Here is a 20,720-nt window from a genome sequence, read left to right on the forward strand (position 1 = left end):
GAGGCGGTCACCCCTTACGGAGTCATGACGTGGCGGTCGCGTCGCCCGGGCCCGGTGCCGTCCGCGTCTAGCGTGGCCGTATGCGTGTACTGGTCACCGGCGGAGCCGGGTTCATCGGGTCCCATGTCGTCGAGGCGCTGCGGGCGCGCGGGCACGAGCCGCTCGTGTACGACGTCCGTGCGGACCCCGGCGCGGACGTGCGCCACCCGGCGTCCATGGCCCGGGCGCTGGCCGGGGTGGACGCCGTCTGCCACCAGGCCGCGATGGTCGGGCTCGGCGACGGTGTCGCCGACGCGGCGGAGTACGTCTCGCGCAACGATCTCGGCACGGCCGTGCTGGTCGCCGCCATGGCGGAGGCGAGGGTACGGCGTCTGGTGCTGGCCGGGTCGATGGTGGTGTACGGGGAGGGCCGTTACGCGTGCCCGCGGCACGGGGTCGTACGGCCGGGCCCACGAGCGGTGGCGGACCTGGACGCGGGCCGGTTCGAGCCCCCCTGCCCCCGGTGCGGCGCCTCGCTGACCCCCGGCCTGGTCACCGAGGACGCCCCGCCCGACCCGCGCAACGTCTACGCCGCGACCAAGCTCGCCCAGGAGCACCTGGCGGCCGCCTGGGCCCGCGCCACGGGCGGTACGGCGATCTCGTTGCGCTACCACAATGTGTACGGCCCCCGGATGCCCCGCGACACCCCGTACGCCGGCGTCGCCTCCTTCTTCCGCTCGGCCCTCCAACGCGGCGAGGCCCCGCGGGTGTTCGAGGACGGGCGGCAGCGGCGGGACTTCGTGCACGTGAGGGACGTCGCCGCGGCCAACGTCATCGCGCTGGAGGCCGCCCCGTCCCCGGGAACCCTCACGGCGTACAACACCGGCAGCGGCGAGCCGCACACGGTCGGCGACCTGGCCCGCGCCCTGTCCGCCGCGCACGGCGGCCCGGAGCCGGTCGTCACCGGCGAGTACCGGCTCGGCGACGTCCGCCACATCACGGCGGACTCCTCCCGGCTGCGCGCGGAACTCGGCTGGAAGCCGGAGGTGGGCTTCGCGGAGGGAATGCGGGAGTTCACGCGAACGCACTGAGCGTGTCCGCGCCCGCAGGACGGCGTCGCCGTCGATCATGGCGTTGCTTCGCACCGAGTTCAGACGAACCAGTCGAAAGGACAGTCATGTCGCGACGGACCCTGAGGCCGACCCGCGCCCAGGTCGCAGCCCTGCTCACCGCGCCGGTGCTCGGTTTGGGCCTCCTCGCCCCATCGGCCTCCGCGGACACACCGCCGCCCGGCCCGAAGGTCGACAGCGGCACCGTCATCGACAAGGTCTGCCGGCACGCGAACGACGACGACGAGGGCGGCTCCGGTCTGTCCTGCGAGAAGGACATCGCGCCGCTCCTGTCGCGCATCATCGGCCCGGGCAGCGGAGTCACCTGCCGGAGCGACGCCCCGACCGTCATCGTCTGCCGCCCGGAGAGGTGACCGTTCAGGCCTCCGCCGTCGGCAGGGTCACCTCGAAGCGGCAGCCTCCCGGGATGTTGCGGACGGTCGCCCGGCCCTGATGGGCCTCGACGATGCCCCGTACGATCGCCAGCCCCAGCCCCGCCCCGGCGGGCGGGGTCCGGGCGTCGCTGCCGCGCCAGCCGGTGTCGAAGACGCGCGGCAGGTCCTCCTCGGGGATGCCGCCGCAGCCGTCGGTGACGGACAGCACCACGCCGTCGTCGGTGCGCTCGGCGGCGATGGCGACGGTGCCGTCGGGCGGGGTCCGGCGGATGGCGTTGACCAGGAGGTTGCCGAGCACGCGGGTCATCTCCTTGCCGTCCACCTCCACCGGCACGGGCTCGACCCGGTCGCCCACCAGCCGTACCCCGTGTTCCCGGGCGAGCGGGTCGGCCCCGGCCAGCGCGTCGCCGACCAGGTCGTACAGGGAGATCCAGGCGGGGCTCAGCGGGAGGGTGCCCGCGTGGATGCGGGAGAGTTCGAAGAGGTCGCCGACCATGTCGTTGAGCCGTTCGACCTCGGTGCGGATCTGCTTGAGGTAGCGGCCGGGGTCGGCTGCCACGCCGTCCTCCAGCGCCTCCGACATGGCGCGCAGTCCGGCGAGCGGGGTGCGCAGGTCGTGCGAGATCCAGGCGACCAGCTCGCGCCGGGACTTCTCGAGCGCCCGTTCCCGCTCGCGGGATTCGGCGAGCCGTGCGCTGGTGGCGGCCAGCTCGCGGCCGAGGGCGTCCAGTTCGGCGGTGGCCGGGCCGTGCGGGGCGGCGAAGGCGCCGGCGTCGCCGAACGAGCGGGCGGCGTCGGTGAGTTCCCGGCTGCGGGCGACGACCCAGCGGCCCAGGAGCAGCGCGGTGGCCAGGGAGACCACGGCCGCCATGGCGACGACGGTGGTGACCACGGTCAGGTCGTGCGAGGACAGGAACATCGCCCAGGCGACGGCGAGGGTGCCGGCGAGCATGGCGACGACACCGACCGCCGCGACCACGGCGAGGGAGGCGGTGAGCGAGCGGCGCCGGATCAGGCGCAGCACGCCCGCTCCCGCCACGCCCGCGGCCGCGGCGCCGGCGAAGGCGTACAGGGCGATGAGGAGGGTGTCCCACATGGTCAGTGCACCGCCTCGCCGGTGTCGAAGCCGGGCTCGAAGCGGTAGCCCACGCCCCACACCGTCTGGATCAGGCGGGGCCGGGCCGGATCGTCCTCGACCTTGCCGCGCAGCCGGCGGACATGGACGGTGACGGTCGACAGGTCGCCGAAGTCCCAGCCCCAGACCTCGCGCATCAGGTCCTCACGGCTGTAGGCCCGGCCCGGGTGCCGCAGGAAGAAGGCGAGAAGGTCGAACTCCCGCAGGGTCAGGGCGAGTTCGGTGCCGTTCTTGGTGGCGCGGCGGGCGTCGGGGTCGACGGCGAGGCCGGCCGCGGCGAGCCGGTGCCCGGTGGTGGCGGGGCGGCTGCGGCGCAGCACCGACTCCACGCGCAGGACCAGTTCGCGGGGGCTGAAGGGCTTGGTGACGTAGTCGTCGGCGCCGACCTCCAGGCCCAGGATGCGGTCGTCCTCGTCGCCGCGGGCGGTGAGCATGATGACCGGCACCGGACCGCCGTCCCGCATCCGCCGGCACACCTCCAGGCCGTCCATGCCGGGCAGCATCAGGTCGAGCACCACGAGGTCGGGCCGGTGGGCGGCGGCGCGGGTGAGGGCGGTCGGGCCGTCGTCGGCGCGGTCGACCAGATAGCCGGCGCGGTGCAGGTATCCGGTGACGACCTCGGCGACGGTGGGATCGTCGTCCACGACGAGGATCCGGGCCGTCTCGCCTGCGGCTTCGGTCCCATGGGGCTCGTACAGCGATTGCATGCCACCAGCCTCGCACCACTGGGCAGCCGTCGTCCGGCCGCGGGACGGGCGTCCGCGTTTCGTAAGGACCAAGAGTCCGATATGCCCGATTGGCGTTCGTAGGGTGAAACCGTGACGACCACTTCAGCGGACGTCGACGTGGTGCTCCCCTGCCTGGACGAGGCCGAGGCCCTGCCCTGGGTGCTCGGCCGGATCCCGGCCGGCTGGCGCGCCCTCGTCGTCGACAACGGTTCCACCGACGGCTCCCCCGACATCGCCCGCGCGCTCGGCGCGACGGTGCTGCACGAGCCGCGGCGCGGCTTCGGCGCCGCCTGCCACGCCGGACTGACCGCGGCCACGAGCGACATCGTGTGCTTCTGCGACTGCGACGCCTCCCTCGACCCCGCGCTGCTCGTCCCGTTCGTGCGGGAGGTCCGGGACGGCGCGGCCGACCTGGTGCTCGGCCGGCGGCGTCCCGAGGGCCGGGGCGCCTGGCCGGCGCACGCCCGCGTGGGCAATCTGGCGCTGGCGCGGATGCTGCGCCGCCGTACCGGGCTGCGCCTGCACGACCTGGGCCCGCTGCGTGCCGCCCGCCGTGAGCCGCTGCTCGCGCTGGGCCTCACCGACCGGCGCAGCGGCTATCCGCTGCAGATGGTCGTCCGCGCGGCCGACGCCGGCTGGCGCATCGCCGAGCACGACGTGCCCTACCGCCCGCGCACCGGCGCCTCCAAGGTGACGGGCACCTGGCGCGGCACCTGGCAGGCGGTGCGGGACATGAGCCGCGTGCTGGCCGAGACCCCTGCCGACAGGGAGCTCGTACGGTGACCACGCTGCTCGTCATCGCCAAGCAACCGCTGCCGGGGCGGGTCAAGACCCGGCTCACCCCGCCGTTCACGCCGCAGCAGGCGGCCCGCCTCGCGGAGGCGGCGCTCGCGGACACCCTGCACGCCGTGGCCGCGGCTCCCGCGACCCGGCGGGTCCTGGTCCTCGACGGGACGCCGGGAGACTGGCTGCCGGCCGGCTTCGAGGTGCTGCCGCAGTGCGCGGGCGGACTGGACGAGCGGCTGGCGAACGCCTTCGCACACTGCTCGGGACCGGCGCTGCTCATCGGCATGGACACCCCGCAGGTGACGCCGGAGCTGCTCACCGTGGACTTCGCGGACTGCGACGCCTATCTCGGCCCGGCCGAGGACGGCGGTTTCTGGGCGCTGGGCCTCGCCGAGCCGGACCCCGCGCTGCTGCGGGGCGTGCCCATGTCGACGCCCGGGACCGGGGCGGCACAGCGGGAGCGGCTGGTGACCGCCGGGCTGCGGGTGTGCGAGCTGCCCCGGCTGCGGGACGTCGACACCGCCGCCGACGCCCGCGCGGTCGCCGCGCTGGCCCCGCACGGCCGGTTCGCCGCCCGGCTGGCCGACTGTACGCCGGTCAGCCCGCGATGAGGGGCAGCTCCGTCGCCTGGGCGACCGCCGACCCCTACGCCGCCGCGCTGCGCACCGGCCGCGGCCCGCTGTTCCTGCGCCGCGCCGACGGCTGGCTGCTGCCGCTGGAGGTGGAGCGCTGGTGCGCACAGGCCGATCAGGTCGACCTACAGGTCCTGGACCGCTGCGAGGGCGCCGTCCTGGACGTCGGCTGCGGTCCCGGCCGGCTGGTGGCGGAACTCGCCGCCCGGGGCCGTACCGTGCTCGGCATCGACGTCAGCGAGGCCGCCGTCGACCACACCGTGCGGCTCGGCGGGCAGGCGCTGCGGCGCTCGGTCTTCGAGCCGCTGCCGGGCGAGGGCCGCTGGGACACCGTGCTGCTCATGGACGGCAACATCGGCATCGGCGGCGAGCCGTCCGCGCTGCTGGACCGGGTGGCCGCGCTGCTGCGCCCGGGCGGCCTGCTGATCGCCGAGACCGTGCCGGGGCACGTCGACGAACGCGCCCGGGTCCAGGTGGTCGACACGGTCGGCGCCGGCCGGGCCACCGGTGTTCCGTTTCCGTGGGCGCGACTCGGCACCCCGGCCCTGCTGCGGTACGCGCGCAGGGCCGGGTGGCGGCCGGTCGGTCAGTGGTCGGCGGGCGGCCGGTGCTTCGCCGCCCTGCGCACCCGGCAGGCCAAGAACAGCGCCGAGCCGCCGAAGAGCACGGCGGTGATCAGCAGCCAGCGGGTGAGGAAGCCGTCTGGGGAGAGCCCGGTGGCGGACCGGTAGCGCCCGGCCGTCATGCCGCTGATCAGCGGGAACCAGACGAGCAGGAGCAGCCCGGACAGCAGGGCCGGGACGCGCACGTACAACGTCCAGGCGCGCCGTCCGGCCGCCCCCAGACCGCCGGTGACCGCCCGGTCCGCCACCGTGTACAGCGGCAGCAGGACCAGGTCGTGCAGCAGTGCGGCGCCCACGATCCACAGCGCCACCCCGAACCAGTCACCGGCGAGCAGCCGCACCCCGGCGTACGCGGCGAGGGCGAACGAGCAGGCCAGCAACAGCAGTTGGAAGGGACTGCCCAGGCTCAGGCGTCGCGACATCACAGGTCTCCGAAGGTCAGTCGGGCCACCCACTTGGTGTTCAGCACCCCGGGTGCCGCGGGGACGATGATCCGCGCCGGGTGGCCGTGGTCGGGGGACAGTTCCTCGCCGTTGACGAAGAGCGCGAGCAGCGAGCGTCCGTCGGCCACCTGGTTGGCGCGCAGCGCCGCACGCCGGAACGCTCCGTGCCGTTGCAGGGACTCCACGAGGACGTCCGGCGGATCGCCGTCGTACCCGACGAGCGCGGCGAGGTCGCGCAGCCGCACCCCGCGCCACCACTGGTCCGCGGTCGACCAGCCCTCCACGCACGCGATGGGCAACGACGCGCTGTGCTGCGGCAGTCGGAGAAGCTGGGTACGGCTGAGCCGGACGGTTCCGGTGCGGCCGGTGACGACGAGCCGCCAGGCGTCCTCGTGGGTGTCGGCCGCCGTGATGCCGGCGTAGGCGGCGGTCTTGTTGATCTGGAAGCCGTTCGGGCCGCCGCCCGGATCGGCGGTGCCGTGCGGCGCGAGCAGGGCCGTACGGCGGAAGGGCCCGCCCAGGCTCTGCCCGACCGTGGTCAGGAACAGCAGCAGGGAACCCCCGCCGACCAGCCCCAGCGCGCCGCGCCGGGAGACGGTGGGCGCCGTGGGGCGCGGGGAGACCAGGTCGTTCGGTTCCTGCCGGCGCCGGCGTACGGTGCGGAGCGCGGCCGGTGTCTTGAGCGCGGCGTGGGCGACGAACGCGGCGAAGAACACCCACGCCCCGTAGAAGTGGAGCGGGTAGAAGGAGCCGGGGAAGACGTAGTCCAGCTGGACGTTGAGGACTCCGGTGGTGAACTCGAACAGCCCTCCCCCGACCAGCAGCACCAGGGAGATCCGCTCCAGCGCGTGCGCGAGGGAGCGGGCCGGCGGCAGGGTGAAGAGCCTCGGCACCACCGACCACAGCTTGGCCAGCAGGACGGGGACCAGAGTGATGCCGAGCGTCACATGGACGCCCTGGGTGAGCCGGTACAGCCACACCGGGTCGGTGGGCCAGGCGAAGAGGTAGAAGCCGAGGGCGCCCTTGTCCGGGGTCATGTCGTTCACCCGGGACAGGCCCGGGTTGTAGGCGGCGTACGACACCAGGCCGGTCACGAACAGCACGGTGACGCCGGCGAGCAGCACGAGGCCGAGCACCGAGGTGAGCCAGGGACCGCGCAGCGGGCTGCGCCAGAAACCTGGGGAAGTGGGAAGCCGGGGATGGTCGCGCATGTCCCGACCGTAGGCCGGGACACCCCCGGAGAAGGGCCCGCGACCGGTGACGAAACGCTGACGTCCGGCCCGTACGGCGGCCGCTCGCCGCTCCCCCGGCCTAGCGTGCCGGTGTGATCAGATCTCTCCGCCGTGACCTGTACGCCGCCGGTGTCGCCGCCCTCCTCGTGACGGCCGCCGTCGTCGTCGGCCGGCACATCCAGGACACCCGCCACACCCTGTTCGTGCACTGGCCGCCGCTGTTCGCGGACTGGGACCCGCACGTCGGTCCCGGCACCCCGGCGGCCCTGGCGGTGGCGGCGGCCGTCGTGGCGTACGGTCCCGCCGTGGCAGCCCGGCTGCCCTGGCGCGGGCTGCTCGCGGCGGCCGGGGCGAGCGCCCTGGCCTGGATCCTGTCCCTCGCCCTGGTCGACGGCTGGCACCGGGGCGTCGCGGTCAGGCTGACCACGACCAACGAATACCTGCGGGTCATCGGCCGCTTCCACGACATCCCGGCCACTCTGCGCGACTTCACCCACCACATCGTCAGCGGCACCCCGGATCCCTGGCCCGCCCACATCGCCGGTCATCCCCCGGCCGCCACGCTCACCTTCGTGCTGCTGGACCGGATCGGGCTGCGGGGCGGCGGCTGGGCCGGGATGTGGTGCATCACGGTCGGTGCGACGGGCTGCGTGGCCGTGCTGACCGCACTCCGCGCGCTGACCGGCGAGACGCTCGCGCGGCGGGCCGCGCCGTTCCTGGTGCTGGCCCCGGCCGCGGTGTGGCAGGGAACCTCCGCCGACGCCTACTTCGCGGCCGTCGCCGCCTGGTCCCTGGCGCTGCTCGCCCTCGCCCTGACCCGACGCTCCCACGGGTACGCGGCCGCCTCGGGCCTCCTCTTCGGCCTGACCTGCTACCTCTCCTACGGCCTGACGCTGTTCGCCCTGATCGGCGCGGCGGTCGTCGGGCTCGCCCACCGCGAACTCCGGGAACGCCCGGCCGTCCTGTTGTCCCTGCTCGCCGGACTGGCCGTGTTCCCAGTGGTGTTCACGCTCGCCGGCTTCGACTGGTGGCACGCCTACCACCTCCTCGTCACGCGCTACTACCAGGGCGTCGGCGGCACCCGCCCCTACGGCTACTGGGTCTGGGCCAACCTCGCCTGCACCGTCGTCATCACCGGCCCGGCCACGGCGGCGGGCCTGCGCCGGACGACCACGGCACTGCTCCCCGCGGCCGGCTCCCGGTGTCGCGCGGACCTGCGTCTGGCGCTGCTGGTCTCCGTCGCGCTGCTCGCCCTGCTGGTCGCCGACCTGTCCGGCATGAGCAAGGCGGAGACGGAACGCATCTGGCTGCCCTTCGCCCTCTGGCTCCTCCCCGCCTGTGCCCTCCTCCCCCGCCCCCGCCCCTGGCTCACGGCGCAGGCGGTCCTGGCCCTGCTCCTCAACCACCTGCTGCTGACCGGCTGGTGAGCGTTCCCGAGCCGCCGGCGCGGCAGGGTGACGCCCCGTGACCGCCGTACGGTCCGGGCGTTGGCCTGGGCAGCGGACGGGCCGGTGTGGCCGGAATCGCGTACTGGTGCGGGGCGTACGGCTGCCCCTTCCCTGGACGGAGACGGCAGGAGGGACAGGGGATGGACTTCGGCGGCGTCGATCGGCGCGGGTTTCTCGGGACGGCGGCGGCAGGGCTGGTCACAGTGGTCTCCGCACGGGCGGCGACGGCGGCCGGGACACCGGCCGGCTCCGGTGCGCGCGCCGACGGTGGGGGGCGGTTCCTCACCTACGACCGGATGACCGGGGGCTCGGTCACCGGCAGCCGGGCCGGCGGCGACCTGATCGCCGAGGTCCAGGGAGCGCTGTGGCGGGTGCCCCGGGACGGTGGGGCGGCCGTACAGGTGACGGGCTGGGAGCTGGAGGCGACGCGCCCCGCGCTGTCCCCCGACGGCAGGACGCTGGCGGTGTGCGGTTATCGCGGGGGCGGCTTCCATCTGTGGTCGCTGCGTCCGGACGGCGGCGGGCTGCGCCGGTTGACGGACGGGCCCTGGGACGACCGCGGGGTCGCGTGGTCGCCGGACGGCACCCGCCTGGCCTTCTCCTCCGAGCGCGGCGGCGACGCCACGGCCGGTTCCGCCTACGGGCTGTGGGTGCTGGACCTGGCCGACGGCCGGCTACGGCGGCTCACCGGCGGGGACCACGAGGACTTCGATCCGGCCTGGTCGCCGGACGGGCGGTCGCTGGTGTGCGTGCGCGCCGCCCACACACCGGGCGGCGGCAACGACGGGGGGCTGTCGCTCGTCCGCGTGCCGCTCGGGGACGGCCGGGCCGAGGTCCTGCGCACGGTGACCGGGGGACGGCTGCTGTGCCCGTCCGTCTCGCCCTCGGGACGGATCGCCTATGTGCACCTGACCGGCGCGAGCAGCCCCGGCCTGCCGGCCGACACCGCCCGGCTGATGGTCGACGGTGAGACCGTGACGGCCGAGGAGGACCTGGCGGCCGCTCCGCCGTGCTGGCTCAGCGAGGACGAGCTGCTGTACGTCGGTGACGGCCGGATCCGCGTCCGCTGCCTCTCCGGGTCCTCCGTGCGGGAGGTTCCCTTCACCGCGCGGATGCCGGTGCCCGGTCCCTCCCGGGGTCCCCGACGGGCGCCGCTCGCGCCGGAGTCGGCAGCCCCGGTGCGCGGTCTGCACCGGCCGGCCCTGGCCCCGGACGGTCGCAGCGTTGCCTTCGTCGCGCTGAACGCCCTGTGGCTGCTGCCGGACGGCGGTACGCCGCGCAAGCTGCTCCAGGCCGCCGACGTGCACCTGGTGCAGATGCCGGCGTGGGCACCGGACGGGCGCAGCCTGCTGTACTGCACGGACCGGGACGGGCTGGTGGCCGTACGCCGTCATCACCTCGGCAGCGGCGCCGACGAGCCGTTGGCCGAGGGCGGCCGGCTGTATCCCGCGCTGTCACCGGACGGTTCCCGCCTGGCCTGCCAGGACGTGACCGGGAACCTGCTGCTGCGCACCCTGGCCACGGGCGCCGAGCAGGTGCTGGCCCGGCCACTGGCCACCGACGGGCCGCCCGGCGCGCCCACCTGGTCGCCCGACGGCCGGTACGTGGCGTTCTGCGACCGCAACCGGCTCAACCAGCGGTTCCGGGAGGGGTACAACCTCATCCGCGTCGTCGACACCCGCACCGGGGACGAACGCCGTCATCTGCCCGCCGAGCACCAGTCGCTGTCCGACCGGGTCGCCTCGGGGCCCGTCTGGTCGCCGGACGGCCGCTGGATGGCGCTGGTCGCCGAATCGGCGCTGTGGCTGCTGCCCGTGACGGCCGACGGCACCCCGGCCGGACCCGCCCGCCGGCTCAACGACGAACCGGCCGACCACCCCAGCTGGTCCGCGGACTCCGGCACGCTCCTCTACCTGTCCGAGGGCCGGCTGCGCCGGCTCTCCCTCACCACCGCACGAACCCGCACGCTCCCGCTCCGGCTGACCACCGGGCGCGGCGTGGGCCGGTCCGCGCAACCGCTGCGGATCCACGCCGGCCTGCTGTGGGACGGCACCGGCGCGCCGCCACGGCACGACGTCGACATCCTCGTCACCGGCAAGCGGGTCACCGCCGTCGAGCCACACCGTCCCCGCCGCCCCGGACACCGCACCCTCGACGCCTCCACCCGGACCGTGCTCCCCGGCCTCGTCGACAGCCACACCCACCCGTACCCGGCCACCTACGGTGCCCGCCAGAGTCTGACCACGCTCGCGTACGGCATCACGACCACGTTCTGCCTGGGCAGTCCGCTCTACGACGCGGTACGGCTGCGCGAGGCGGCCGGCGCCGGGGCCCTGCTCGGCCCGCGGCAGCTCGCCTGCGCCGAACTGATCGACGGCGCCCGCACGGCGTACAGCATGGGCCGCGCCCACCGCACCCGGGACGGTGTCCGGCGCACGCTGCGGCGCGCGGCCGCCCTGGACGTCGACTTCGTGAAGACGTATGTGCGCGCCCCGGGCGAGGTCATGGCCGAGGCGGCCGAGGTGGCCCACGCGCTGGGCGTGCCCAGCGGCAGCCACCTGTGCTCGCCCGGCCGGGCGGCGGGCCAGGACCTCACGACCCATCTGCAGGCCACCCAGCGCCTGGAGTACGGGCATGCGACCACCCCGCTCGGGCGCATCGGCCAGGACCTGGTGCAGCAGTACGCCGACGGCTCCTTCGCCCTGATCATCACGCCGTTCAGCGCGCAGATCCTGCTCGCCGCCGATCCCGGGCTCGCCGAGGATCCGCGCGTGACGCGCCTCATGCCGCCCTGGGACGTCGCCGTTGTCCGCGCGCACGCCCGCACCGCGCCCACGGACGCGCAACGGCAGGCCCTGGCCGCCGAGATGGCGGACTACCGGCGGCTGGCCTCGCACGGCGCCCGTATCGCCCTGGGCACCGACGCGCCCCTGGTCCCGGTCGGCCTCTCCCTGCATCTGGGCCTGCGCGCCCTGCACGCGCACGGGTTCACGGCCGCGGAGGCCCTGCACACCGCGACCGTGGAGCCGGCCCGCCTGCTCGGCCTCGACGCCGACCTCGGGACGGTGGAGGAGGGCAAGGTCGCCGACCTGACGATCGTCGACGGGGACCCGTTCGCCGACTTCGGTTCGCTGGTCCGCATCCCGGTCGTCGTACGCGAGGGAGTCCCGTACGCGCAGGGCGACCTGACCTCGGCCCATCGCAGTGGCGTGCCGCACGAACCCCCCGGGAGGACGTCCTGGCTGGAGGTGGCCGAACGGCTCCGGCGGGGGTCGTGCTGCCATCCCGGCGCGGACGGGTGAGGCGGCCTCTCAGGAGGCCGGCACGGCGATCTCCCGCTTGAGGATCTTGCCGCTCGGACCCATCGGCAGCGCGTCCGTCAGCCAGAGCCGGCGCGGGTACTTGTAGGCGGCCACCCGGTCCCGGACGAACCGCTGCAGCTCCTCGGTGTCCGCCCGGGCTCCCGGCCGCAGGACGACCGCGGCGGCCACCTCCTCGCCGAGCCGTTCGTCGGGCACGCCGAGGACCGCGGCCAGCGCGACGTCGGGATGCTCGTGCAGCACCTCCTCGATCTCGCGCGGGTAGACGTTGTAGCCGCCGCGGATGATGAGGTCCTTCTTCCGGTCGACGATGTAGAGATAGCCGTCCTCGTCCTGGCGGGCCAGGTCGCCGGTGCGCAGCCAGCCGTCGGGGACGGCGGCGGCGGTCTCCTCGGGGCGGTGCCAGTACTCCTTCATCACGTTGGGCCCGCGCACGGCCAGTTCACCGACCTCCCCCGGCGCGACGTCCCGCCCGGAGTCGTCCAGCAGCCGGACCTCGACGTCGCGGATGGGGGTGCCGATGGATCCGGGCTTGCGCGGGCGGTCGGGGTGGTTGAAGGAGACGACCGGGCTGGTCTCGGACATGCCGAAGCCCTCCAGCACCATGCAGCCGAAGCGCCGCTCGAACCCGTGCAGGAGCTCCACCGGCAGCGAGGCGCCGCCCGAGACGCACATGCGCAGGCTGGAGACGTCGGCCGCGGCGGCGCCCGGGTGCTGCAGCAGCGCCGCGTACATGGTCGGGACGCCCTCGAAGACGGTGGCACGGTCGCGGGCGATGGCGTCGAGCACGGTCTGCGGCTCGAAGCGGGGGACGAGGGTGAGGGACGCCCCGCTGCGGACGGCGACGTTCATGGTGCAGGTCTGGCCGAAGATGTGGAACAGAGGCAGGCAGCCGACGATCACGTCGTCGGAGGTCAGCCGCTGCACCTCGGTGACGTTGACCTCGGTGTTGTGGCGCAGCCCGGCGTGGGTGAGCGCGGCGCCCTTGGGCCGGCCGGTGGTGCCCGAGGTGTAGAGCAGCACGGCGATGTCGTCGCCGGCGGCGGCCGTCACCTCGTACTCCGGCTCCAGGCGGGCCAGTTCGGCGGCGAAGGCGGCCGGTTCGACCGCCAGGTGCCGTACGCCGGCGGCGGCCGCGCCCGCAGCGCCCTCACCCGGTGCCCGGTACCACTCGAAGAGCAGCACGGCGCCGGAGTCGCGCAGGTGGTACTCGGTCTCGCGCTCCTTCAGCAGCGGGTTCATCGGTACGACGATGCCGCCGGCGCGCAGCACGGCGTAGTAGAGCACGACGAACTCGGGCACGTTCGGAAGCATCAGTGCGACGCGGTCGCCGGTGCGCAGGCCCTCGGTGCGCAGCAGCGTGGCGGCCTGGGCGCTGAGCCGGTCGAGCTCGGCGTAGCTGGTGGTCACGGTGCCGAGCCGCAGCGCCGGTCGGTCCGGCAGCCGTCGCGCCGTCTGAACCAGGAATTCCGCCAGATTGGCCATGATGCCTCCTCGCACGCATGCTCCCGCCGCGCTCACGGGTCCCGCCGCGAGCGCTCCCGGCATGGTCGCGTGCACGGTCGGGGCCGTCCATGGGGACGCCCACAGTTCGCCCGCGCCGGAGTTGTTCCTGGGAACAAACAGACGGCCGTACGCTGCGAGTATGGGTCTGTCGAATGTGGGCGCGGCGTTGCGGGTGCGCCTCCCGGAGCTGGGCGTGCGGATGGCCGAGCGCATCCGGGCGGAGGTCGAGTCGTACGCGGACGACTCGCTGATCCCGTTCGCGTCGCTGAGGGAGTCGTGCGAGGGCAACGCCGATCTGCTCCTCGGGCGTTTCGCCTACGGCGCCGAAGCCGATGTGGGAGCCGCTCAGCAGACCGGACGACTGCGCGCCGAACAGGGCGTGCCGCTCGCGGACACGTTGCACGCGTACCGGGTCGGTTTCGAGCTGCTCTGGTCGGAGATGGTCGAGGAGGCGCGCAGGCACCCGGAGGTCACGGACGCGGAGCTGGTGGCCGGTTCCTCGGAGATCTGGGCGCTGTTCGGCCGGTACGCGGAGGCCGTCGCGGCCGCCTACCGCGAGGCCAGCGCCGAGCTGGCGCTGCAGCGCGAGGCCCGCCGGTCGGCCCTGGCGGAGGCGTTGTTCACGGGCGCCCTCGCGGATCGTACGACGCCGTGGGAGGCGGCCCGGCAGCTCGGCCTGCCGGAGCGCGGGCCGTACGCGGTCGTGGCCGCGGCGGTGCCGGATCCCGGCCAGGAGCCGCTGCCCGGGATCGAGGCGGCGCTGCGCCGCTCCGGTGTGCCGTCGGTGTGGCGGCTGCTGCCGGACCAGCAGATCGGGCTGGTCTCGCTCGGGCACCGGGACGCGGAGACGGTGAGCCTGCGGGCGCTGCGCCGACGGCGTGCCCGGGTCGGCGTCAGCCCCCGGTTCGACTCGCTGCGGGACACGCCGCAGGCGCTGCGGTTCGCCCGGCTCGCCCTGGCCGGACCGCCAGGCGAGGGTCCGGGGGTCACCCGGTTCGACGACAGCCCGCTGGCGATGCTGGTGGCCGCCGCACCTGCGGAGGCGAGCCGGCTGGTCGAGGTCGCCCTGGGACCGCTCCTCGGACTGCCGGAGGCGGAGCGGGCGCGGCTGCTGCAGACCCTCGGTCACTGGTTCACCTCGGGCGGGGTGGCCGCCGGGGCCGCGGAACGGCTCTTCGTCCACCCCAACACCGTGCGCTACCGGCTGCGCCGCATCGAGGAGCTGACAGGGCGTCCGCTCACCGACCCGATGACCCTCGCCGACCTGGGCGCCGCGCTGTACGTGCTACGGCTGCTGCCTGCGGGGTCACGGCGTTCGGATGCGTCGTTCCCCGGCTAGTCCGTCAGCGGCAGGCGGTACACCGAGACGTGGGAGCGCGACTCGGCGGTGAACTCGGTGCCGGACCAGTCGGCATGCCTGGACTCCAGCTCGAATCCGGCCAGTTGGGCCATGAGGTCGAGTTCGGACGGCCAGATGTAGCGGTGCGGGCTGCGGTACAGCCGGGCCTCCTCGGTCTCGTCGAAGCGGAAGTGGTGCGATACGACGTGCTGGTCGAGGACGTCGTAGGTGTCCAGCCCGATGTAGCCGGAGTCGGTGCGCCACACGGTGGCCGCCTTGCCCGGGGGAAGCGTGCGCAGCTCCGGCACCCACAGCTCGATCACGAACCGGCCGCCGGGCGTGAGATGGCGGGCGGCGTTACGGAAGCACTCGACCTGCTCGGCCTGTGTGAGCAGATTGGAGATCGTGTTGTAGACGAGGTAGACGAGGCTGTACGTCCCCGGGGCGCGGGTCGATGCCATGTCACCCATGACCACGGGGATGGTGGCTTCGTCGGCCTTGGTCCGCAGTTGCTCCACCATCGGCCCGGACAGCTCGATCCCGGTGACGGGGACTCCTCGCCCGGCCAGCGGGACGGCGACGCGGCCGGTCCCGATCGCGAACTCCAGTGCCGCTCCGCCGTCCGCCAGCTCGGCGAGGCGTTCCACCGTGGGCGTCAGCACCTCGGGCGCGAACATGCCGGTGCCGGGTGTGTCGTAGCGCCGGGCGGCGGCCGCGTCCCAGATCTTTTCCTGCTCCATGACCTCAACGCTGACCTTGGGCAAGGAAGTTGTCCATCGAATTACCGGCCACCCCAATTTTGAACGTGTTCAAATCTGTGGGTACGGTGTGCTCACCGAACCAAGGGGGCTCGATGAAGGTGGTTCTGCCGGGGGGAACCGGACAGATCGGTACGATCCTCGATCGCGCGCTGACGGCAGCCGGACATGAGGTCACCGTGGTGAGCCGGCACCCGACGGGTGAGCGGCAGGTGGGCTGGGACGGGGTCACGCTGGGCAGCTGGGCCGAGGTGGTCGACGGCAGCGATGCCGTCGTCAACCTGGCCGGGCGCAGTGTCTCCTGCCGCTACACCGCCGAGAACCTGCGGGCCATGATGGATTCCCGGGTGAACTCCACGCGCGTTGTCGGGCAGGCGATCGCCGCCGCGGCAAAACCGCCGCGCGTGTGGCTGCAGATGAGCACGGCGACGATCTACGCCCATCGCTTCGACGCGGCGAACGACGAGGCGACCGGCGTGATCGGCGGCTGCGAGACCGGAGTTCCCGCCTACTGGTCCTACAGCGTCGACATCGCCAGGAACTGGGAGCACGCCCAGGCCGAGGCGCCGACGCCGGCGACCCGGAAGGTGGCGCTGCGCTCGGCGATGGTGATGAGCCCGGACCGGGGCGGGGTCTTCGACGTCCTGCTGGGACTGGCCCGGCTGGGCCTGGGCGGCCCGGTCGCCGGTGGCGGGCAGTACGTCTCCTGGATCCATGACGAGGACTTCGTGCGCGCGGTGGAGTTCCTGATCGACCGGGGCGACATCGAGGGCCCGGTCAATCTGGCCTCGCCCGACCCCCTCCCGCAGCGGGAGTTCATGCGGACCCTGCGCGCCGCATGGGGCGTCCCCGTGGGGCTGCCGGCGACCCGGTGGATGGCGGAGCTGGGGGCCTTCGCGCTGCGCTCGGACACGGAGTTGCTGCTCAAGAGCCGCCGGGTGGTGCCGGGCCGGCTGTCGGCGGCCGGGTTCGACTTCAGGTATCCCGAGTGGCAGCCGGCCGCCGTGGACCTCGTGGGCCGGGCCAGGTTGTCGCGGGCACGAGCGGCCGACTGAGACTTACTTGAAAGTGCAAGTAGTGGGTGTATCGTGCGCCATGGTTCAAATTTGAAACACGAACTCCTCGGGAGGACGCCATGCGCGTCGCGATCACCGGATCCACCGGACTCATCGGCTCCGCCCTCACCCGCTCCCTCCTCGCGGACGGCCACCAGGTGGTCCGCCTGGTCCGCGACCGTTCCGCCGCGACCCCTCACGACGGCAGCGAGTCCGCGCGCTGGGATCCGGTCGCGGGCCGGGTCTCGCCGGGTGCGCTGGACGGCGTCGACGCCGTCGTGCACCTGGCCGGCGCGAGTGTGGGCGACAAGCGGTGGACGGCCGGATACAAGCAGGAGATCCACGACAGCCGGGTGCGCGGCACCGACACCATCGCGCGCGCGTGCGCCGCGTCCGCCGAGCCGCCGCGCGTCCTGATCTCCGCGTCCGCGACCGGCTATTACGGCGACACCGGCGAACGCACCGTCGACGAGAGCGAGCCGGCCGGGGACGACTTCCTCTCGTCCGTCTGCGTCGACTGGGAGGCGGCCGCCGACCCGGCCCGGCAGGCCGGCGTCCGCGTGGTGCACCCGCGCACCGGGCTGGTCGTCTCCGCGCGGGGCGGCGCGTTCGGCCGGCTCTTCCCGCTCTTCCGCTTCGGACTGGGCGGCCGGCTCGGCTCCGGCGACCAGTACTGGCCGTTCATCTCCCTGACTGACCATGTCGCGGCGCTCCGCTTCGCCCTCGGCACCGAGGAACTCTCCGGACCCGTCAACTTCACGGCCCCCGAACCGCTCACGAACCGCGAGGTGACCCGGGCACTGAGCCGCGCCCTGCACCGTCCCGCGGTCGCCGCCGTCCCGGCCTTCGCCCTGCGCGCGGCGCTCGGCGAGTTCGCCTCGGGCATCACGTGCAGCGCCCGCGTCGTACCGGCCGCCCTGCACAAGGCCGGTTTCGCCTTCGCTCATCCGACGATCGAGGCGGCGCTCGACTCGGTGCTGCGACCGGATGCCTGACGAGGCCGTCCGCAGCACCGCAGAGCGCCGAGCGCGAGGCCGGATTCCGTCCGTGCGCGAGTGCGCGAACGTCCGGCGCACGGGACCATGGTCGTCCGGGCAGGGCGTCGGACGACGGGGCCCGGCGGACGACGGGTGACGAGGAGGAAGCCGTGTGCCGACTGTTCGGGCTGATCAGCTCCCCGCTGCGCACGCACGCCACGTTCTGGCTGCTGGACGCCCCCGACAGTCTCAGCGTGCAGAGTCGCCGCGAGCCGGACGGCACCGGGCTCGGGTTCTTCGACGCGAGCGGCAGGCCTGAGGTGCACAAGGCACCGATCGCCGCGTACGAGGACCGGGCCTTCGCCCGGGAGGCCCGGGAGGTGGAGTCGGCCACCTTCCTCGCGCACATCCGCTACGCCTCGACCGGCGGGCTGGACGTGCGCAACACCCACCCCTTCGAGCAGGACGGGCGGTTGTTCGCGCACAACGGCGTGATCGAGGGGCTGGACGAACTGGACGGACAGCTCGGCGAGGACCGTTCGCTGGTGCACGGGGACACCGACTCCGAGCGCTTCTTCGCACTGGTCACGCGGGAGACCGCGGCGCACGGCGGGGACGTGTCCGCCGGCATCGTGTCCGCGGCCCGCTGGGTCGCCGGGAACCTGCCCCTCTACGCCCTGAACATCATCCTCGTCACCGACCGGGAGCTGTGGGCCCTGCGTTATCCCGCCACCCACGAGCTGTACGTCCTGCGGCGCCCGGCGGGCGGTCACCACGGATCGCGGCATCTCGACCACGCCGGCCGGCACGGTCATATGCGTGTGCGCTCGGCGCACCTGGGTGATCGTCCGGCGGTGGTCGTGGCCAGCGAGCCCATGGACGAGAGCCCGCACTGGCAGCTCATGGCGCCCGGCGAGTTGCTCCACGTCGGCCCCGAGCTGCAGGTGACCTCGCGCGTCGCCATTGCCGATCCACCGGCCCACCCGCTGACCCTGTCCGACCTGCGCCCGGAGGCGGCCGCCTCCCAACGGCCCGCGTAGAGCGGTGACCGGGCTCACGAGCTCGAAACTTGCGCAACCCGTAAACTTTCGGCCGTGGAGACTACCGAAGTGACGGGTTGGGAGACCGCCGTGCTCGAGGGTGGGCCGGCGGACGGGCTGCGGATGAAGGTCTCCGACCGGCCGCGCGTGATCCAGGTGACGTACCCCTGCCAGGTCGAGGCCGCACCGCCCGGCGGCGTACGCGCCGAGGCGGTGTACCTGTACCGCCGCGACTACGCCGTCACCAGCGAGCCCCTGCGGTACGGCTTCGACATCGCGAGCCCCTGAACCACTCCGTCCCCGGCGCTCACGCGTCGGAGTCGGGCTTGCCGCGCGCCGCCGCGTACGCCTGGGCCGGAGTCATGGAGACGCCGTTGAGGCTGACCGTCCGGTAGGGGCTGACCTTGGCGCAGGTCTTGGCCTGGTCGGCGGTGGAGGCGTGGGCGCCTCCGACGGCGGTCTTGGTGTCGGCGGGCGCGGGCGAGGAGCTGCCGCCCGGGAAGCTGGTGCCGCTGGGCCAGTCGCTGCCGATGACCAGGGTCAGGCCGGTGCCGGTGCCCTGCTTCAGATGCGAGGAGGGCAGACCGAGCGCCTTGGCGGCCGTCTGCGCCTCGTCCTTCTGACCGGTGCCGTAGGTGAGGCTGGTGGTGGTCGCGGGGCTCGGCGCGTTGGCCGTGGTCGTCGCGGAGCTGAAGCCCTGGTCGGTCAGGGCGGTCGCGATGTCCGAGGCGCGGCCGGTGACCGTGGTGCCGTTCTCGACGGTGACGGCGATCTGCGAGGCGGGCACGGCCGGGGTGGTGGCCTTCGCGGTCGCCGAGGCCGCCGCGGACTTCTTGCCGGAGCCGGTGCTCAGCGACTGGTCGTTGGCGATGGTGGAGAACAGGGTCTTGGCGCCCGGCCCGACGACCACCCGGTCCTTGTTGTTCGGATCCGGGGCCGTCTGCATCGTCGTGAACGTCATCCGTTTCGTCGGCACCTTGTTGACGTCCGACGCGAGCGAGATCAGCTTGCTCACGCTGCCCAGGCCGTCGTCCACGGTCAGCGCCTTGGTCGCGGCGTCGGCCAGCCCGTACACCGCGGTCGGGTCGGTGAGCGTGCCCGCGCTCTTGAACTTGCGGATCATCGAGCTGAGGAAGATGTGCTGCGAGATCGTACGGCCGAGGTCACTGCCGTCGCCGAAACCGTGCCGGGACCGGACGAACTCCAGCGCCGCCTGGCCCTTGAGGGTGTGGGTGCCCTTGGACAGCTTCAGGTGGGAGTAGGTGTCGTACACGTCGTCGCTGACACAGACGGAGACACCGCCGACGGCGTCGGACATCTTCACGACGCCGGAGAAGTCGAGCTTGACGAAGTGGTCGATGGGGATGCCGGTGAGCTGGTGGACGGTGGCCACCTGGCAGGCGGGGCCGTACTGCAGAGCGCTGTTGATCTGGCCATAGTAGCCGGGGGTGGACTGGCCCGACTCACTGTCCGTGCAGGCCGGGACCCGGGTCATGGTGTCGCGCGGGATGCTCATCACCGTCGCGTTGGAGCGGTCGGCGGATATGTGCACCACCATCTCCACGTCCGCGTTGCTGCCGGTCTGCACGCCCGTCTTCGAGCAGCCTCCGCCGAGCGCGCAGTCGGCCTTGCTGGTGCGGCCGTCCGAGCCCATGACCAGGATGTTGATCGGGGTGCGGCCGAAGGCGTCGGCCTTCTCGGTGCCTCCCTTGCCGTCGAGGCCGACGCTGTGGATGTTGCCGTTCAGGTGCTGGTAGAACCACCAGCCCGCACCGGCCGTGACCACGATGATCACCGACAGGCCTATCCCGAGGACCTTCAGCACCTTCCGCCCGCGGCCCACCGGACGGCCCCGGCGCCCCCGCCTGCCACGCTCGCGGGCAGCCGCCCGGGCCGCGGCCCGGCCGCCCGGCCGAGGCGTTCCGTCGGACTCGGCCGTTCGCTGTCCGGGCAGCCGCGCGCTACGGCTGCGCGTGGCCTGCCCGGTGGGCCCGTCCCACGGGTCGCTCATCTCCCACTCCCCTGAACGGTCGGGCCCTCAGGCTGGGCCGTGGGGTGTACGGCCCGGCCCGCGCGGCGGTGTACGGGCGGGCGGAGCGCACCGCTCCGCCGTTGCTTGCGTGGTTGCGCAATCTAACAAACCTGTGGGCCGAACAGCACAGATACACACATGATTCACAGGTGAGGCATCTCATGGAACAGCCGTGCGGTCCCG

The 20,720-nt window shown here is 73.7% G+C and carries 18 protein-coding genes; 12 read left to right on the forward strand and 6 right to left on the reverse strand.

Annotated features, from left to right (window positions below):
• Window positions 1-80: 80 nt before the first annotated feature.
• Entirely contained in the window at window positions 81-1,070 is a 990-nt protein-coding gene (locus tag FB563_RS33620; RefSeq protein WP_055706909.1) for an NAD-dependent epimerase/dehydratase family protein, read from the forward strand.
• 86 nt (window positions 1,071-1,156) lie between these two features.
• Window positions 1,157-1,462 (forward strand): hypothetical protein, encoded by a 306-nt coding sequence (locus tag FB563_RS33625; protein WP_055706910.1) that lies wholly within the window; start codon window positions 1,157-1,159, stop codon window positions 1,460-1,462.
• 4 nt (window positions 1,463-1,466) lie between these two features.
• Here the strand turns inward: FB563_RS33625 and FB563_RS33630 are convergent, their stop codons facing one another.
• Together FB563_RS33630 and FB563_RS33635 are read right to left on the reverse strand one after the other, a co-directional pair.
• Window positions 1,467-2,579, reverse strand: coding sequence for a sensor histidine kinase (locus FB563_RS33630; RefSeq protein WP_055706911.1), 1,113 nt, complete (start codon window positions 2,577-2,579; stop codon window positions 1,467-1,469).
• A 2-nt stretch (window positions 2,580-2,581) separates the two neighbouring features.
• Window positions 2,582-3,325: a response regulator transcription factor gene (locus tag FB563_RS33635; RefSeq protein ID WP_055706912.1), complete on the reverse strand. Its 744-nt coding sequence runs from the start codon at window positions 3,323-3,325 to the stop codon at window positions 2,582-2,584.
• Window positions 3,326-3,436: 111 nt separating this feature from the next.
• Here FB563_RS33635 and FB563_RS33640 point away from each other — a divergent pair, with 111 nt between their 5' ends.
• Genes FB563_RS33640 through FB563_RS33650 form a run of 3 tightly spaced genes read left to right on the forward strand, consistent with a single transcriptional unit; the run spans window position 3,437 to window position 5,495 of the window.
• Window positions 3,437-4,129, forward strand: a complete 693-nt coding sequence (locus FB563_RS33640) for a glycosyltransferase family 2 protein (protein WP_055706913.1) — start codon at window positions 3,437-3,439, stop codon at window positions 4,127-4,129.
• Window positions 4,126-4,743 carry a TIGR04282 family arsenosugar biosynthesis glycosyltransferase gene (locus tag FB563_RS33645; protein ID WP_055706914.1) on the forward strand — a complete coding sequence of 206 codons (618 nt, stop codon included), beginning with the start codon at window positions 4,126-4,128 and terminating at the stop codon, window positions 4,741-4,743. The genes FB563_RS33640 and FB563_RS33645 overlap by 4 nt, the downstream gene beginning before the upstream one ends.
• Complete coding sequence (locus FB563_RS33650) at window positions 4,740-5,495, forward strand: class I SAM-dependent methyltransferase (protein WP_055706915.1); 756 nt, start codon at window positions 4,740-4,742, stop codon at window positions 5,493-5,495. Before FB563_RS33645 ends, FB563_RS33650 begins: the two co-directional genes overlap by 4 nt.
• A 313-nt stretch (window positions 5,496-5,808) precedes the next feature.
• Here the strand turns inward: FB563_RS33650 and FB563_RS33660 are convergent, their stop codons facing one another.
• On the reverse strand, window positions 5,809-7,041 hold the full coding sequence (locus tag FB563_RS33660) for a molybdopterin-dependent oxidoreductase (RefSeq protein WP_079048830.1): 1,233 nt from the start codon (window positions 7,039-7,041) through the stop codon (window positions 5,809-5,811).
• 113 nt (window positions 7,042-7,154) lie between these two features.
• Here FB563_RS33660 and FB563_RS33665 point away from each other — a divergent pair, with 113 nt between their 5' ends.
• Window positions 7,155-8,489, forward strand: coding sequence for a hypothetical protein (locus FB563_RS33665; RefSeq protein WP_142219140.1), 1,335 nt, complete (start codon window positions 7,155-7,157; stop codon window positions 8,487-8,489).
• A 161-nt stretch (window positions 8,490-8,650) separates the two neighbouring features.
• Complete coding sequence (locus FB563_RS33670) at window positions 8,651-11,812, forward strand: amidohydrolase family protein (RefSeq protein WP_142219141.1); 3,162 nt, start codon at window positions 8,651-8,653, stop codon at window positions 11,810-11,812.
• A 9-nt stretch (window positions 11,813-11,821) separates the two neighbouring features.
• Here FB563_RS33670 and FB563_RS33675 read toward each other — a convergent pair whose 3' ends face one another.
• Window positions 11,822-13,315 carry a long-chain-fatty-acid--CoA ligase gene (locus FB563_RS33675; RefSeq protein WP_055707671.1) on the reverse strand — a complete coding sequence of 498 codons (1,494 nt, stop codon included), beginning with the start codon at window positions 13,313-13,315 and terminating at the stop codon, window positions 11,822-11,824.
• A 160-nt stretch (window positions 13,316-13,475) separates the two neighbouring features.
• On the opposite strand from FB563_RS33675, the gene FB563_RS33680 reads away from it, so the two are divergent.
• Complete coding sequence (locus FB563_RS33680) at window positions 13,476-14,675, forward strand: PucR family transcriptional regulator (protein ID WP_234357841.1); 1,200 nt, start codon at window positions 13,476-13,478, stop codon at window positions 14,673-14,675.
• Here FB563_RS33680 and FB563_RS33685 read toward each other — a convergent pair.
• Window positions 14,672-15,415: a class I SAM-dependent methyltransferase gene (locus tag FB563_RS33685; protein WP_055707672.1), complete on the reverse strand. Its 744-nt coding sequence runs from the start codon at window positions 15,413-15,415 to the stop codon at window positions 14,672-14,674. The genes FB563_RS33680 and FB563_RS33685 overlap by 4 nt on opposite strands.
• Window positions 15,416-15,528: 113 nt before the next feature.
• On the opposite strand from FB563_RS33685, the gene FB563_RS33690 reads away from it, so the two are divergent.
• The 4 genes from FB563_RS33690 (at window position 15,529) to FB563_RS33705 (ending at window position 18,793) form a co-directional block, all read left to right on the forward strand.
• A complete protein-coding gene (locus tag FB563_RS33690; protein ID WP_055707673.1) occupies window positions 15,529-16,488 on the forward strand; it encodes a TIGR01777 family oxidoreductase in 960 nt (319 codons plus the stop codon).
• 80 nt (window positions 16,489-16,568) lie between these two features.
• Entirely contained in the window at window positions 16,569-17,483 is a 915-nt protein-coding gene (locus FB563_RS33695; protein WP_055707674.1) for a TIGR01777 family oxidoreductase, read from the forward strand.
• Between the two features lie 152 nt (window positions 17,484-17,635).
• Complete coding sequence (locus FB563_RS33700) at window positions 17,636-18,505, forward strand: class II glutamine amidotransferase (protein WP_055707675.1); 870 nt, start codon at window positions 17,636-17,638, stop codon at window positions 18,503-18,505.
• Between the two features lie 54 nt (window positions 18,506-18,559).
• Window positions 18,560-18,793, forward strand: coding sequence for a hypothetical protein (locus FB563_RS33705; RefSeq protein WP_234357842.1), 234 nt, complete (start codon window positions 18,560-18,562; stop codon window positions 18,791-18,793).
• 19 nt (window positions 18,794-18,812) lie between these two features.
• Here FB563_RS33705 and FB563_RS33710 read toward each other — a convergent pair whose 3' ends face one another.
• On the reverse strand, window positions 18,813-20,516 hold the full coding sequence (locus FB563_RS33710) for an LCP family protein (RefSeq protein ID WP_234357843.1): 1,704 nt from the start codon (window positions 20,514-20,516) through the stop codon (window positions 18,813-18,815).
• Between the last annotated feature and the right edge of the window lie 204 nt (window positions 20,517-20,720).

The sequence above is a fragment of the Streptomyces puniciscabiei genome, assembly GCF_006715785.1.
Lineage (GTDB): Bacteria > Actinomycetota > Actinomycetes > Streptomycetales > Streptomycetaceae > Streptomyces > Streptomyces puniciscabiei.

Excerpts from the sequence above, each read along its gene's own strand:
- FB563_RS33620 (WP_055706909.1), top strand. The coding sequence starts at position 81 with ATGCGTGTACTGGTCACCGGCGGAGCCGGGTTCATCGGGTCCCATGTC.
- FB563_RS33625 (WP_055706910.1), top strand. The coding sequence starts at position 1,157 with ATGTCGCGACGGACCCTGAGGCCGACCCGCGCCCAGGTCGCAGCCCTG.
- FB563_RS33630 (WP_055706911.1), bottom strand. The coding sequence starts at position 2,579 with ATGTGGGACACCCTCCTCATCGCCCTGTACGCCTTCGCCGGCGCCGCG.
- FB563_RS33635 (WP_055706912.1), bottom strand. The coding sequence starts at position 3,325 with ATGCAATCGCTGTACGAGCCCCATGGGACCGAAGCCGCAGGCGAGACG.
- FB563_RS33650 (WP_055706915.1), top strand. The coding sequence starts at position 4,740 with ATGAGGGGCAGCTCCGTCGCCTGGGCGACCGCCGACCCCTACGCCGCC.
- FB563_RS33660 (WP_079048830.1), bottom strand. The coding sequence starts at position 7,041 with ATGCGCGACCATCCCCGGCTTCCCACTTCCCCAGGTTTCTGGCGCAGC.
- FB563_RS33670 (WP_142219141.1), top strand. The coding sequence starts at position 8,651 with ATGGACTTCGGCGGCGTCGATCGGCGCGGGTTTCTCGGGACGGCGGCG.
- FB563_RS33675 (WP_055707671.1), bottom strand. The coding sequence starts at position 13,315 with ATGGCCAATCTGGCGGAATTCCTGGTTCAGACGGCGCGACGGCTGCCG.
- FB563_RS33680 (WP_234357841.1), top strand. The coding sequence starts at position 13,476 with ATGGGTCTGTCGAATGTGGGCGCGGCGTTGCGGGTGCGCCTCCCGGAG.
- FB563_RS33685 (WP_055707672.1), bottom strand. The coding sequence starts at position 15,415 with ATGGAGCAGGAAAAGATCTGGGACGCGGCCGCCGCCCGGCGCTACGAC.
- FB563_RS33690 (WP_055707673.1), top strand. The coding sequence starts at position 15,529 with ATGAAGGTGGTTCTGCCGGGGGGAACCGGACAGATCGGTACGATCCTC.
- FB563_RS33695 (WP_055707674.1), top strand. The coding sequence starts at position 16,569 with ATGCGCGTCGCGATCACCGGATCCACCGGACTCATCGGCTCCGCCCTC.
- FB563_RS33710 (WP_234357843.1), bottom strand. The coding sequence starts at position 20,516 with ATGAGCGACCCGTGGGACGGGCCCACCGGGCAGGCCACGCGCAGCCGT.